The organism is Bacillus sp. OTU530, from assembly GCF_038440375.1.
Genome location: NZ_JASATP010000007.1, coordinates 81,890 through 96,096, shown reverse-complemented (window position 1 = coordinate 96,096; position 14,207 = coordinate 81,890). Strand labels below are relative to the sequence as shown.

15 protein-coding genes and 1 pseudogene are annotated in these 14,207 nt (G+C 46.9%); 2 read left to right on the top strand and 14 right to left on the bottom strand.

Annotated features, from left to right (window positions below; all coding sequences use genetic code 11):
• The 12 genes and pseudogenes from AAHB12_RS07320 to AAHB12_RS07265 all read right to left on the bottom strand — a co-directional run bounded on the left by AAHB12_RS07320 (position 1) and on the right by AAHB12_RS07265 (position 10,919).
• Positions 1-1,503, bottom strand: a complete 1,503-nt coding sequence (locus AAHB12_RS07320; protein ID WP_342044792.1) for an NADH-quinone oxidoreductase subunit M — start codon at positions 1,501-1,503, stop codon at positions 1-3.
• The gene (gene nuoL, locus AAHB12_RS07315; protein ID WP_342044791.1) at positions 1,503-3,362 is read right to left on the bottom strand and encodes an NADH-quinone oxidoreductase subunit L; all 1,860 of its coding nucleotides are present in this window, start codon (positions 3,360-3,362) and stop codon (positions 1,503-1,505) included. Before nuoL ends, AAHB12_RS07320 begins: the two co-directional genes overlap by 1 nt.
• A 21-nt stretch (positions 3,363-3,383) precedes the next feature.
• On the bottom strand, positions 3,384-3,698 hold the full coding sequence (gene nuoK / locus AAHB12_RS07310) for an NADH-quinone oxidoreductase subunit NuoK (protein WP_342044790.1): 315 nt from the start codon (positions 3,696-3,698) through the stop codon (positions 3,384-3,386).
• Positions 3,691-4,212, bottom strand: a complete 522-nt coding sequence (locus AAHB12_RS07305) for an NADH-quinone oxidoreductase subunit J (RefSeq protein ID WP_342044789.1) — start codon at positions 4,210-4,212, stop codon at positions 3,691-3,693. The genes nuoK and AAHB12_RS07305 overlap by 8 nt, the downstream gene beginning before the upstream one ends.
• Positions 4,209-4,628, bottom strand: coding sequence for an NADH-quinone oxidoreductase subunit NuoI (gene nuoI / locus AAHB12_RS07300; RefSeq protein WP_129727527.1), 420 nt, complete (start codon positions 4,626-4,628; stop codon positions 4,209-4,211). Before nuoI ends, AAHB12_RS07305 begins: the two co-directional genes overlap by 4 nt.
• A gap of 135 nt (positions 4,629-4,763) precedes the next feature.
• Positions 4,764-5,765 (bottom strand): NADH-quinone oxidoreductase subunit NuoH, encoded by a 1,002-nt coding sequence (gene nuoH, locus AAHB12_RS07295; RefSeq protein WP_129727526.1) that lies wholly within the window; start codon positions 5,763-5,765, stop codon positions 4,764-4,766.
• On the bottom strand, positions 5,765-6,865 hold the full coding sequence (locus AAHB12_RS07290) for an NADH-quinone oxidoreductase subunit D (RefSeq protein WP_342044788.1): 1,101 nt from the start codon (positions 6,863-6,865) through the stop codon (positions 5,765-5,767). The genes nuoH and AAHB12_RS07290 overlap by 1 nt, the downstream gene beginning before the upstream one ends.
• 5 nt (positions 6,866-6,870) lie before the next feature.
• Positions 6,871-8,277, bottom strand: coding sequence for an NADH-quinone oxidoreductase subunit C (locus AAHB12_RS07285; RefSeq protein ID WP_446715527.1), 1,407 nt, complete (start codon positions 8,275-8,277; stop codon positions 6,871-6,873).
• 371 nt (positions 8,278-8,648) lie between these two features.
• The gene (gene nuoB, locus AAHB12_RS07280; RefSeq protein WP_129727523.1) at positions 8,649-9,167 is read right to left on the bottom strand and encodes an NADH-quinone oxidoreductase subunit NuoB; all 519 of its coding nucleotides are present in this window, start codon (positions 9,165-9,167) and stop codon (positions 8,649-8,651) included.
• Positions 9,158-9,526 carry an NADH-quinone oxidoreductase subunit A gene (locus AAHB12_RS07275; RefSeq protein ID WP_129727522.1) on the bottom strand — a complete coding sequence of 123 codons (369 nt, stop codon included), beginning with the start codon at positions 9,524-9,526 and terminating at the stop codon, positions 9,158-9,160. Before AAHB12_RS07275 ends, nuoB begins: the two co-directional genes overlap by 10 nt.
• 403 nt (positions 9,527-9,929) lie before the next feature.
• A pseudogene (locus AAHB12_RS07270) lies at positions 9,930-10,187 on the bottom strand (hypothetical protein); the annotation flags it as partial.
• Positions 10,188-10,226: 39 nt separating this feature from the next.
• Positions 10,227-10,919, bottom strand: a complete 693-nt coding sequence (locus AAHB12_RS07265; RefSeq protein WP_342044786.1) for a DUF975 family protein — start codon at positions 10,917-10,919, stop codon at positions 10,227-10,229.
• A gap of 150 nt (positions 10,920-11,069) precedes the next feature.
• Between AAHB12_RS07265 and AAHB12_RS07260 the strand changes: the two genes are divergently transcribed.
• Together AAHB12_RS07260 and AAHB12_RS07255 are read left to right on the top strand one after the other, a co-directional pair.
• Positions 11,070-11,267, top strand: coding sequence for a hypothetical protein (locus AAHB12_RS07260; RefSeq protein WP_342044785.1), 198 nt, complete (start codon positions 11,070-11,072; stop codon positions 11,265-11,267).
• A 351-nt stretch (positions 11,268-11,618) separates the two neighbouring features.
• Positions 11,619-12,296 carry a DUF1796 family putative cysteine peptidase gene (locus AAHB12_RS07255; protein WP_342044892.1) on the top strand — a complete coding sequence of 226 codons (678 nt, stop codon included), beginning with the start codon at positions 11,619-11,621 and terminating at the stop codon, positions 12,294-12,296.
• A 65-nt stretch (positions 12,297-12,361) separates the two neighbouring features.
• On the opposite strand, the gene AAHB12_RS07250 is transcribed toward AAHB12_RS07255, so the two are convergent.
• Both AAHB12_RS07250 and atpD read right to left on the bottom strand, forming a co-directional pair.
• Positions 12,362-12,760 carry a F0F1 ATP synthase subunit epsilon gene (locus tag AAHB12_RS07250; RefSeq protein ID WP_129727518.1) on the bottom strand — a complete coding sequence of 133 codons (399 nt, stop codon included), beginning with the start codon at positions 12,758-12,760 and terminating at the stop codon, positions 12,362-12,364.
• A 23-nt stretch (positions 12,761-12,783) separates the two neighbouring features.
• The gene (gene atpD, locus AAHB12_RS07245; protein ID WP_129727517.1) at positions 12,784-14,196 is read right to left on the bottom strand and encodes a F0F1 ATP synthase subunit beta; all 1,413 of its coding nucleotides are present in this window, start codon (positions 14,194-14,196) and stop codon (positions 12,784-12,786) included.
• Positions 14,197-14,207: the final 11 nt, after the last annotated feature.

Here is a 14,207-nt window from a genome sequence, read left to right as displayed (position 1 = left end):
CTACCCCCTTATCCCTAATGATTGTAATGTGGAGCTAAGCGGTCCGCCGAGTACATCTGGCATTACGCCGATAACAAGAATGAAGAACAGCAAGACAAGCACAGGGATAAACTCCGCACCTTGTATATCCGCCTTCATTGCCCCCTTCTCTTGTCCGAACGTCATGCCAAGCACAGCACGCAGCAGATAAGCCGCTGTTATAATAATACCGAGCGTTCCGACTGCCGCCACAACTGGCATGGACTCAAATAAGCCGAGAAATGCCAGGAATTCACTCACAAACCCAGACATGCCTGGTAATCCAAGCGAGGCCATCGCACTCGCTAACAGAAAACCGCTGAAGAGCGGCGCTGATTTTGCCAATCCGCCAATCCGCTGCAGCTCCGATGTGCCCAAGCGGTCTTCCATAATACCAAGCAGGAAAAATAGTAGCGCTGCAATTAAGCCATGAGATACAACCTGAAAAATTGCCCCCTTGATCCCTGCCTCATTCAATGCCGCTAGACCAATGAGTACAATGCCCATATGGGAAATACTGGAATATGCAAGAACCTTTCGGAAATCTGTTTGTACAAGTGCCAAAAATGCCCCGTACAGCAGGTTTACAACCCCGAGAATCGCAATCAGCACAGCAAATTTCTTAAACTGCTCCGGAAAAATCCCGATTCCAAAACGGATCAAACCGTACGCACCAATTTTCAATAGCACGCCCGCGTGCAGCATAACAACAGCCGGCGGAGCCTGGACGTGCACATTCACCATCCAGCGGTGCAGCGGCAATACCGGAAGCTTAATCCCAAAGGCAATGAGCATGGCAACAAAAAGAGCCGTTTGCATGGAGCCGGAAATTGGGCCAATCGGGCTTTCGCCTGCCGCCAAAATAGTACGAAGCGATGCGATATCTGTTGTTCCTGTTCTGGCAAACAAAATGGTAAAAACAATTAACAAAATAGCAGAGCCGATTCCGTTATAAATTAGGTAGCTATACGCTGCCTTTTCACTCTCGAATTTCCCCCACTTTCCAACCAGAAGGAACATTGCCGGCAAGGTTAACTCAAAGAATACGAAAAAGAGAAGTAGGTTTTGAGCTGCGAATACGCCAAGCATCCCAATTTCGAGCAGCAGCAGCAGCATATAAAAGCTTCTAGGCGCTTCTTTAATGAAAGACGCGGCTGTCACTGCAGCGAGCGTTGCCAATACTGCCGTTAGCAGCATCATGACAAATGAAAAGCCATCAATCCCTAGCTCATATAGAATGCTGAAGGAGCCGTCCGGCAAGCCTTCGAATCTACCAAACTGAATCCAGGTTATTTTTTCTGTAAATGAGGCAAAATCTTTCCCTGCCAAATACGAGCCATACAAGATAAGCGCACAGGCAAGTGGAATGAGTGTCGTTACGATGCCGAGCAGCCTCGCTGTCTTCTCCCTTCCCTTTGGCAGAAGGGCGAGAACTAGAATTCCTAAAAGCGGGGAGAAAATGAATATAGACAACAAAATTCCCATTACATATCCCCCCCTACCAACAGAATAACAAGCAGAACAGCGAGCCCAATAAATGCTACCGCGCCATATGTTTGCACTTGCCCGCTTTGCAGCCTAGAGCCGAGCTTACCGATTGCCTGTACACAAGCACCGACAATTTGGGCCAAGCCCTCCATAACATATTTTTCAATTGCACCAAGCATAAGCGAGATTCCCTTTACAAGCGGCAAAATCGTTATGCCGTATAACTCATCAATATAATACTTGTGTTTTAAGGTACGATAAGGAATGGAGCCGCTGCCGCCTAGCCAGCTGCGAGGGATTGCTCCTTTTCCGTACATTAGGTACGCGAGGAAGATCCCAGCTAACGATACGAGCGTGGCAACGATCATAATCCACGCTGGACCATGTCCCTCATGTGCTTGAAACGGAACATCCTCTGTTAACCAATCTCCGAGAAATGTTCCAAACCAAGGTGTGTTAATATAGCCTGCCAGGATAGCAAGCACGCCAAGCACCAGCATCGGTACAGTCATGACACTTGGAGATTCGTGCACCTCCTGCTGCTTGCCGCGCGGCTTCCCCATAAAGACCATAAAGAATAAACGGAACATATAAAATGCCGTAAGAAATGCCGCGAGGACAGCTAGCCAAAAGAGAACGTAATTGCCCTGCTCCCACGTCGCAACTAGAATTTCATCCTTGCTGAAAAACCCGGAAAGCAGTGGAACTCCGCTGATTGCCATCGTACCGATTAAAAACAAAGTGCCTGTTACCTTCATCTTTCGGAACAAGCCGCCCATTTCTTCAATATCCTGTGTATGTACCGCATGAATGACGCTTCCTGCAGCCAAGAACAACAGCGCTTTGAAAAACGCATGCGTGGTTAAGTGAAACACACCCGCTACATAACCAGCAGAGCCGAGGGAAAGCATCATGTAGCCTAGTTGGCTTACCGTTGAATATGCCAGTACGCGTTTGATATCCCGTTGCACAAGAGCAATGGATGCTGCAAAAATTGCGGTAAATCCACCGACAACCGCAACGGTCATCATCGCCGCTTTGCTTGCTTCAAAGAGCGGGAACATCGTTGCCACTAAATATACCCCTGCCGCTACCATCGTAGCCGCATGGATGAGAGCTGACACAGGCGTCGGGCCCTCCATCGCATCTGGAAGCCATGTATGAAGCGGAAACTGACCAGATTTCCCGATCGCTCCGACGAAAATTAAAATTGCCGTCAGCGTAATCATCGTCCCTGACACTTCACCCGCCTGCACAGCCTTGAAAATCTCATCATATTCAAAGCTGCCAGTTTGCCAGAATAATAGAATCATGCCGATAAACAAGCCAACGTCACCGATCCGCGTCATAATAAACGCCTTCTTCGCCGCTGCCTTCGCTTCCTCTTTAAAGAAGTAGAAGCCGATTAATAGGAAGGATCCTAAGCCGACAAGCTCCCAGAAAATATAAAGCTGCAATACATTCGTAGCGATGACAAGACCGAGCATCGCAAACGTGAATAGCCCCAGATAGGCATAAAACATGTAAAACCGTTCATCACCGTGCATATATCCCCGGGAATATATATGTACCAACAAGCTAACAAGCGTTACAATCAACAGCATTAAAGCGTTTAATGCGTTAATTTCAAATCCAAAGGTTACGCTCGTTTTGCCAATGCTAAGCCACGTCCATTCCTGCTTCAGCGTAGAAGAGGATATACGCTCAAGTAGCACGAGCACCGAGCCCGCAAATGAAAGAAACGTCAGCGCGATGCCAATTACGCTGCTCGCTTCCCCCATCTTCTTACCAGCAATCAGCAAGAGAACAAATGAGGCGAGCGGAAAAAGCGGTATAAGCCATGCATATTCCATCATTGTCTTTTCTCCCTTCTTGCCCTAGTGCTTTAAGGAATCCATTTCATCTGTAGTGACTGTTGAGCGGTTTCTATATAACGAAATCAAAATTGCCAAGCCGACCGCTGCTTCTGCCGCAGCCACTGCAATCGTAAACAATGCGAAAATTTGTCCCGTCAGGCTTGGGAATGCACCAAGCTTGCTAAAGGCAATCAGATTTAGATTTGCCGCATTCAGCATGAGCTCGATACAAATCAAGACAATGACAGTATTGCGCTTTGTCAGCGCCCCATAAAGCCCGATGCAAAACAAAATAATCGCAAGCGCCAAATACGCGGATGCTGGAACATCACTCATGAGAGCGTCCCTCCTCTTTTCCGTCCCCTCTCGCTAAAATAATCGCTCCAACAAGAGCCACCAGCAGAAGAACGGACACTAGTTCAAATGGAATAATATACTTCGTATACAGCATTTCCCCGATTTGTTTCGTATTCTCCTCATGGAGGGCAGGCGCATCGGTTGCTGGTGTAAACTCCGTATTATTTACGGCATAATACATGACTGCTCCAAAAGCAACAACGCCGATAAAAACAAGCAAGGAACGAAGCTTGCTCTTTCCTTCGCTTTCATCATCCTGCTTTGTCAGCATGATGCCAAAAATCATAATGATCGTCACAGCACCAGAATAGATGAGCACCTGCACAACACCGACAAACTCTGCTGACAGCGTAATATACAAGCCTGCTATGCTAAGAAAAGTAAAGACGAGGGCGAGCATCATATGCATAACCTTCGTAAAGTTCAGCATGAGCACACCGCCCATAATCGCAATCAGGGACAGCGCCAGAAACGCCAGCAGCTCACCGCTCATACTTTATTCTCCTTTCTCACATTCGTATCGTTCTCATCCAGCCACTGGAGATTTTTGAACAAATCATCTCGTGTATACTCTGCCAGCTCAAAGTTATTAGTCATTACAATCGCCTCGGTCGGACAAACCTCTGTGCAGAGGTCGCATAAAATGCAAATCTCGAAGTTAATATCATATGTGTCGATGATTTTCCCTTTTTTCGTTGGATCCGGGTGTTTTTTGCCTGTTAGCTGAATGCAGTTTGTCGGGCAAATTTGTGCGCACTGATTACAAACAATACATTTTTCAGGGTAGAACTTTTGAATCCCTCGAAACCGATCGGGAAGCGGAAGCGGCTGATTTGGATAATCATACGTAACCTTTTCCCTCGTTAAATTTTTCAGGGTATACTTCAAACCTTTAAATAGTCCTATCATTGGTTTTCGCCCCTTTGTCTAACCTTCGCGGCTTGCTCGCCTCTGAGAGCCAAGCAAGCCGCGAACGCTTTTCGTGTTTCCAGCTCCCGCGGCCAGCCCTCCCCTGAGGACTAAACGAGCCGCGCCCATTCTTCACTAGAAAAATAATTCTTTTACAAGTGCTGTTAAGAAGATATTTGCGAGCGCGATTGGCAGAAGCACCTTCCAGCCAAATTCCATAAGCTGATCGGCCCGCATGCGGGGAAACGTATAGCGAATCCACATGAGCAGAAAGACGACGAACATGAATTTCAGCGCAAACCATACTGCTCCTGGAATAAAGCCGAGGAAGAAGACCGGCTGCCAGCCCCCAAGGAATAGCACCGTGATCAGCGCCGACATCCCGAATAAATAGACGTACTCCGCAAGCATAAAGAATGCCCAGCGAAAGCCCGAGTATTCTGTATGAAAACCGGAAACAAGCTCAGATTCAGCCTCTGGCAAGTCAAATGGTGTACGGTTCAGCTCAGAAATAGCAGCAATGAAAAAAACGATAAAGCCAATCGGCTGCACAAATATGTACCATAGATGCTCCTGCGCCTGCACAATCTCATTTAAATTTAAGCTTCCTGTTAGAAGAACCACGCCGATTACACTCATGACAAGCGGAATCTCGTAGGAAATCATCTGTGCCGCAGCACGCATGCCCCCGAGCAGGGAGTATTTATTATTAGACCCCCATGCCCCTGTTACAATGCCAATAGTTGAAATACCTGAAATAGCAATGTAGTATAAAAGGCCGACTCCTAAATCGGCAAACTGAAGATTCTCTGTAAAAGGAATTGTCGCCAGCACCATGAACGCGGGCGCAAAGGCGATCACCGGCCCTAAAATAAACAGCGGTCTATCCGCAGCCTTGGGAATCGTATCCTCCTTCAGCAATAGCTTGAGTACGTCAGCTACTGTTTGCAGCAGACCGAAGCGGCCGCCTAAATGATTCGGCCCAATCCGGCCTTGCATAAAGCCCATCAGCTTACGTTCAGCGAGAATTCCATATGTAACAAAGCCGAGCACAACGAACAGCAGAATGACCGCCAGCCCGAAAAAAATGAAAAAGTTCGTCCAGCCAGGCGTCGATTGCAAGAGGTGTTCCACCATCAGCCATCTACCTCCCCGAGTACAATATCAATGCCGCCTAAAATTGTAATCAAGTTTGCGATATTTTCACCCTTTAGCAATTTCGGCAAAATTTGCAGGTTATAGAAGGACGGCCGGCGGAACTTCAAACGATATGGCTCCTTTTTCCCGTCGCTCGCAATATAGCAGCCAATTTCGCCGCGCGGTGACTCAATCCGTACAAACGCCTCACCCTTCGGTGCTTTAATGATTTTCGGCACCTTCGCCAAGGTCGGTCCGTCCGCTGGAAATTGCTCCACAGCTTGTTCAATAATTTTCAAGGATTCCTCGATTTCCTGCATCCGGCATACGTAACGATCCCAAGCATCGCCAACATTTCCAACAGGCACATCGAAGGTAAAGCGATTATAAATCGAATATGGCTCATCCTTGCGAAGATCCCAATTCACGCCTGTACAACGCAGGTTTGCGCCACTGAGTGAGTATTCAATCGCCTCTTCCGCCGTATAGATCCCGACGCCCTTAACGCGGTTTAAGAAAATTTCATTGCCGCTTACCAGATCGTGATAGCCCTGCAGCTGCTCCCTCATATAGGGAACGAACTCCCGCACCTTATCAACCCAGCCTTCCGGGGCATCCCACTTCACCCCGCCTACACGCATGTAATTGAAGGTTAAACGTGCGCCGCACAGTTCATTTAAAAAATTAATAATCATCTCTCGCTCACGGAACGCATATAAAAATGGACTTACCGCTCCAATATCAAGCAAGTTTGTGCCCCACCACACAAGATGGCTGGCAATGCGTCCAAGCTCCATAGCAAGCACCCGCAAGTATTCGGCCCGTTCTGGTATCTCAAGTCCCATCATCGTTTCTACCGCGTGGCAAATGACATAGTTATTGGTCATCGCGGACAAGTAGTCCATGCGGTCCGTATAGGGAATGATTTGTGTATACTGCAGATTCTCCGCGAGCTTTTCCGTCCCTCGGTGCAGATAGCCGATGACAGGTGTTGCCTCTTTAATTACTTCCCCGTCAATTTTTAAAACAAGGCGGAATACGCCGTGTGTACTCGGATGCTGAGGTCCGACGTTCAATAGCATCTCCTCTGTGCGAATCATGCTCGTTACACCTCCACATCAAAAGGCTCATAATCTTTTCGTAACGGATATCCGACCCAATCATCAGGCAAGAGGATGCGCTTTAGGTTTGGATGCCCCTCGAATGTAATGCCGAGCAAATCGTATGCCTCACGCTCAGGCCAATTTGCCCCCTGCCAAAGCGGTGTAATGGACGGAACCCTCGGCTCATCGCGGTCCACCTTTACCTTGACGGCAACTGACTGCCGATTGTTATAAGAATACAAGTGAATATACACTTCCATATGCGTCACAAAATCTGTGGCATGCAGCTCGGATACATAATTAAATGCCAGCTGCTCATTATATTTTAGAAACTCCATAGCCTTATAATAATAATCCTTGTGCAAAACAAGCGTTGGAACATCCTTGGATAGTCTATTAATGTAAGACTCTTCTAAAGCCTCCTCGCTAAGATGCTGCTGCAAAACATTGATATATTTATCGAGGTAAGGCTGATTTGGTGAGGGCTGCTCTTCGATCGGTTCCTCCTTCGGTTCAGAGGCTGCTCCTCTCTTAGCAGCAGCTGCCGCTGCAGCTTTGGCTTTTGCGGCTGCAATCGCCTTTGCCTTTGCATCATCCCCGCCAGCTCCCTCTGCCTTTGCGGCTGCCTTCGCTTTTGCTGCCGCCGCTGCCTTTGCCTTCGCTGCCGCAATGGCTTTTGCCTTTTCGTCGTCCTCAGCAGAGCCATTACCTGCGTCCTGCTGCATAGCGCGGGCTGCTTTCGCCTTCGCCGCTGCCGCCGCCTTTGCCTTCGCTGCTGCAGCAGCCTTCGCCTTTGCATCATCTGAAGGAGGGGCTTCCCCAGCGGACTTCTCCGCTGCTCTCTGTTTCGCCAACTCCAGTGCCCTCGCCTTCGCTTCCGCTGCCGCGCGCTTCTTGGCCTCTGCCGGATCCTCCGGCGCCGCTGACTCACCCGCTGCTTTCTCAGCCGCTCTTTGCTTTGCCAGCTCCTGCGCCCTCGCCTTCGCTTCCGCCGCCGCGCGCTTCTTGGCTTCTGCTGGATCCTCCGGCGCCGCTGACTCACCTGCCGCTTTCTCAGCCGCTCTCTGCTTCGCCAGCTCCTGTGCCCTCGCCTTCGCTTCCGCTGCCGCACGCTTCTTGGCCTCTGCCGGATCCTCCGGCGCTGCTGACTCACCTGCCGCTTTCTCAGCCGCCCTCTGCTTCGCCAGCTCCTGTGCTCTTGCCTTCGCTTCCGCCGCCGCGCGCTTCTTGGCTTCTGCCGGATCCTCCGGCGCCGCTGACTCACCTGCTGCTTTCTCAGCCGCTCTCTGCTTCGCTAGCTCCTGCGCCCTCGCCTTCGCTTCCGCTTCTGCACGCTTCTTGGCCTCTGCCGGATCCTCCGGCGCCGTTGATTCACCTGCCGCTTTCTCAGCCGCTCTCTGCTTCGCCAGCTCCTGCGCCCTCGCCTTCGCTTCCGCCGCCGCGCGCTTCTTGGCCTCTGCCGGATCCTCCGGCGCCGCTGACTCACCTGCTGCCTTCTCAGCCGCTCTTTGCTTTGCCAGCTCCTGCGCTCTCGCCTTCGCCTCCGCTGCTGCGCGCTTCTTGGCTTCTGCCGGATCCTCTGGCATATCGATTTTATTCTCTAAAGTTTCCTCTTTTTCTTCTGGTAGCGTTTTCTCCTCTTCATCCACTGCAGCTTGTTCTGCTGCTGGTGTCGAACTTTGTTGCATAGCTTTTCGTTCTGCCAGCTTTCGCAGGGCTTCTTCCTTCGCTCGTGCTGCCGCCTCGCGCTTTAGCTCTTCCTTACTCTTCTCGTTCTCGCTCATCGATTCGTCACCTGCTTCCCAGTCCGCGCTTCGTAACGAATTTTCTCCTTCAGCTTATTAATACCGTAAATTAAAGCTGCCGGGTTTGGCGGGCATCCCGGTATATATACATCAACCGGAACAACTTGGTCCACACCTTTGACAACCGCATACGAATTCACATACGGCCCTCCAGCTGTTGCACATGAACCCATTGCAATAACCCACTTTGGCTCCGGCATTTGATCATATAATCGACGCACAATTGGTGCCATTTTCTTTGTTACAGTACCGGATACAATCATCACGTCCGACTGACGCGGAGAGGTACGAAAGAAAGAACCAAAGCGATCCAGGTCATAGTGGGATGACCCAACCCCCATCATTTCAATAGCACAGCAGGCAAGTCCAAATGTCATGGGCCAAAGTGAATTGCTTCGCGCCCACCCCTTTACCTGCTCTAGCGTTGCGAAAAAAATATTGCGCTCTAGCTCTGCCCTTTCATCTGGGTGAAGCTCCTCAAAGTTTATAGCCATCTTAACACCTTCTTTTTCCAAGCATACACAAGTCCGATAAGAAGCATAACAACAAAAATCAGCATTTCAATGAGCGCAAACACTCCAAGCTCATTATAGGCAACTGCCCATGGATACAAAAAGACTGTTTCCACATCAAAAATGACAAACAGTAACGCAAAAATGTAATAGCGGGCATGAAACCGTACGTTTGCTTCATGAAATGGTTCAATGCCGCTTTCATACGTAGTCTGCTTTGCAGCACTCGGACGATTCGGACGAAGCAGCTTGCCGGCAGTTAATGCAACGACAGGCAGCAGGATACCCAAAAGCAAAAAGACAACTACAATTAAATAGTTGTTTTGATACAGGTTGAACATCTTCAAAACCCCCTTCCGTTTGCTTGAATTTGTCCAATCAACAAGCTCTAAATCTGCTAAAGCACCTTATTTTTTCTTAATTTTCTAAATAATGTAAGCATAATTATTATATCAAATTTATATTTCCTATGTCGACCAATTAAGGTAATGAAAGGAATGTTGTTCCGTTTTTTACATATCGCAAATATTTTTTACGTTATGATCTAGAATAGTATGGATTCTAGCTATAGCTCTGTATAAAGAAAACTCGCTGATTGGCGAGCCCTGCTCTTGGGCGAAGACAGAGGCGTAGTTGCACTTATACTTTGTTCCTAAAATTTCTAACTACGTCGAATTGTCTTCCAGCTAGAAATTTATACTTTCTTAAAGTATAAACTGACACCTTGCTTTCCCTATCTAGAAACCTAAATCTCCTTATTCCATATTCTTTGCCTAGATACACTTTGATTGCTTCGAAGTCTCCACCAAAAGCAAGGATAGGATTTTGAAAGAATGAAATTACCTCTTCTTCATCATACATTCTTCCTTCTATCCATTCTTTATCTCGGCAAAATGATATATTTCTTCCTTTATAATAATATTCGTAATTTCCATCCTTATCTTGTTCGCTCTTGTCTTCAAAAGGAACACAGCTAATATGATAGACATTTTTATTGATCATTATCAATTCCAACTAAATCTCCTGCTTTCCAATATTCTCTCAGATTAATCCGCTGTAAGACACTTCTTCCAGCTCGTCCCTCTCTGACAGACGAAGATAAAAATGGGCAACCGCGGTAGAAACATACGGAACAACCCAAAAGCTGGCAATCCCAAACGTAAGAATGATAAGCAGCAGCCAGCCAAAAAAGCGGAGACATAGCAAAAACAGCTGCCATTTATATCCCTTCATCATTTCCCTGCTTATATCCAGCGCTTCGTGCACCGTATACTCAGGATGATCGATTAAAATGAAGGGAGTCATTGAATAAGAAAATGATTTGATAATGCCAGGTACAACAAGCAGCAAGCTCCATAAAAATGTATAAAAGGAAATAAAAAATGCGATCTTGCATGCCTGCAGCATCTTTCTCCAGCTTCCAAAATAATCAAATAGCAAATCGGCTGTCACCGGCTCCTGCCGTGCTAGACAGAGGAAGAGCTTCCGGCGCCCCATTATAATAATTCCCGAAAAAATCAAGGAAACTGCTACATATATACCATACAGCAGCCCAACCGTAACCTCCTCTAAAAATGTATGTACAGCATACAAAGCTGCAATCATAAATGGAAGATATAAGGCACCGGAGCCAATGGAAAGAATGAGCTGGCTCAAAAAGGTGACACCCGCTCCAAAGTTCCATTTCCCCCTTAAGGTTGCTGCCGCCAGCCGTTTGCACTCACCTGTCATCATTCTATTTCCTCCCCTATTCTCTGGACATGTTCTCCTCTTGCCATATGTATTCAGGAGAGAGAAAAGATATGAATGACAGAAGGACATACTCGCTTGCATTACAAAATTCGGATACAATAGGTAAAAAACTGCAGGAAATGGAGGCTTTGTATGAAGACCATCTCAACGCAGGAATTATCTAATCTTACACAGGTATCTGTTCGCTGGATTGAGGCAAAATGTCAAACAGGGGAAATTCGTGCTCTGCAGGATGAGACAGGAGCCTGGCTTGTGCTAGAATCGGAGCTTCATGAAAACCCTCTTATTGTACAATGGCTGAGAAGCAAGGACTTATTTTGGGGATGTTGATTTCTACAACATAACTTGTAAAGAGAACTTGCTGATTGGCGAGCCCTGTCCTTAGGCGAAGACAGAGGCGTAGTTGCACTTATACTTTATTCCTAAAATTTCCAACTGCGTCGAATGGTCTTCCTGCTAGAAATTTATACTTTCTTAAAGTGTAAAGAGAACTCGCTGATTGACGAGTCCTGTCCTTGGGTGAAGACAGAGGCGTAGTTACACTTACACTTTGTTCCTAGCATTTCCCGCTACGTCGAGTTTGCTTCTAGCGGGAAATTTATACTTTCTATGTAAAAATCCCCCTAGCATTTAGTCCAATCAGCCTTATTTAATTCTCATATATTGTTATTGAAATGAGGGATTAAAATAAAGCTACAAGACATTAAACGACCTTATGATACAGTAATCGGAATAGGCAGTGCATGCGATCCAACCATTCACATAAAAAGACTTAATCTCAGAAAAGCTTCACTACCTCTTGATTGGGTAGCATCCTTATCTCTTTCTAATGTAAGCAGATTATTGGAAAATAAATTCACTGGCTATATGGAACTTGAAAATATGCGTTTAAAAGATGGGGCTGCTTTTTATCTTGATGATGGAGCTCCCATTTTTTCTGATGATAGATTTGCTAAGCCAGTTCAATCATATTTTGTAGAAGATACCTTTTACAATATTATTTCAGTTCATGATTTCCCAATACTTCCGAATCAAGATTGGACTGCCACATACCCTTCTTTTAAAGAAAAACTAAATAAACGGGTTAATCGTTTTCTCGACCTAATGAATACCAGTCAATCTATTCTCTTTGTAAGGTGGTTTGCGAATTATAACCAAGCTGCCGAACTACAGTCCGCTTTGTATAAAATAACAAATGGTTTATTTCATATAGTCATCATAAATCCTGTAGAAGGTTTACCCAATGTCTCAGAAGTGGATTGGGGACTGGATAGAGTTTGTAGTGTTCAAGTCCCTAATCGTATCCATGACACTACAATTTGGGATTACATTCTAAATGGAGTCACGTTAACTCCATAATTTTTTCTAGGCAAGACTAGTGCAAAAAAGCTGCAAGAGGCGTCCCCCTTGCAGCTTTTTTATTGTTATTTACTAGAAACGTCTATACGGTTAGCTGCTCGTTTTAAAGCAAGTTCGGCACGTTTGAAATCGATGTTGGCTTGCTTATCTTCTAAGCGACGCTCAGCACGGCGCTTCGCTTCATTCGCGCGGTGCACATCAATATGAGATGCCTCCTCAGCGGAAGGGGACAAAATTGTCACCTTATCAGGACGAACTTCAATGAAGCCGCCAGCCACTGCTACTTTATCAGTTCTGTTACCTATTTTCAGGCGAACAGCACTGATTCGCAGCGGTGCCACTGTAGAAATGTGACCCGGCAGGATCCCCATTTCTCCGCTTTCCGCTTTCACGCTAACCATTTCAACATCATTTTCATATACCGGTCCGTTAGGAGTCACGATACTGACTGGAACTGTCTTCATGGTTTTTCCCTCCTAAGGCCTTATTATGCTAACGTTGCAGCTTTCTCGATAGCTTCTTCAATACGACCTACAAGACGGAAAGATTCCTCTGGAAGATCGTCATATTTGCCTTCTAGAATTTCTTTAAATCCGCGTACAGTTTCTTTTACAGGTACGTAAGAACCAGGTTGTCCTGTAAATTGCTCTGCTACGTGGAAGTTTTGAGACAAGAAGAACTGAATGCGGCGCGCACGTTGTACAACTAGCTTGTCATCTTCAGACAACTCGTCCATACCAAGGATCGCAATGATATCTTGAAGCTCTTTGTAGCGTTGCAATGTTTGCTGTACTTGACGAGCTACTCCATAATGCTCTTCTCCTACGATTTCAGGAGATAATGCACGAGATGTAGACGCCAATGGATCTACCGCTGGGTAAATACCGATCTGTGTTAAACGACGCTCAAGGTTTGTTGTTGCATCTAAGTGAGCGAACGTTGTTGCAGGAGCCGGGTCAGTGTAGTCATCCGCTGGTACGTATACTGCCTGAATGGAAGTGATAGAACCTTTGTTAGTGGATGTGATACGCTCTTGCAATTGACCCATTTCTGTAGCTAGCGTTGGTTGGTAACCTACGGCAGATGGCATACGGCCAAGAAGCGCGGATACCTCAGAACCTGCTTGCGTGAAACGGAAGATATTATCGATGAACAATAGTACGTCTTGTCCTTGCTCATCACGGAAATATTCAGCCATTGTCAAACCAGTTAGGGCTACGCGTTGACGTGCTCCAGGCGGCTCATTCATTTGTCCGAATACCATTGCTGTTTTCTTAATAACGCCGGAATCGCTCATCTCATGGTATAGGTCATTACCTTCACGAGTACGCTCACCTACACCTGCGAATACGGAAATACCACCGTGCTCTTGTGCGATGTTGTTGATTAATTCCTGAATTAATACCGTTTTACCTACGCCGGCACCACCGAATAGACCGATTTTACCACCCTTGATGTAAGGAGCAAGCAAGTCTACTACTTTAATACCAGTTTCAAGAATTTCTACTTTTGTAGAAAGCTCTTCAAACGCAGGAGCTTGACGGTGAATCGGGTCGCGGCGAACATCTGCAGAAACCTCGCCGTCTAAGTCGATTGCATCGCCAAGTACGTTAAATACGCGGCCAAGAGTTGCGTCCCCTACTGGAACGGAAATCGGGCTGCCAGTGTCTGTTACATTCATGCCACGAACAAGTCCGTCTGTAGAAGCCATCGCAACTGTACGAACTGTATCGTCACCAAGGTGAAGAGCAACCTCTAATGTAAGGTTAATGGAAGCTTCGCCTTTACCGCTTGCTTCGTTTGTGACTTTAAGGGCGTTGTAGAGAGCAGGAAGCTTGCCGTCTTCAAACTTCACGTCTACAACCGGACCCATTATCGCTGTAACGCGTCCTTTATTCATCGGTTTCCCTC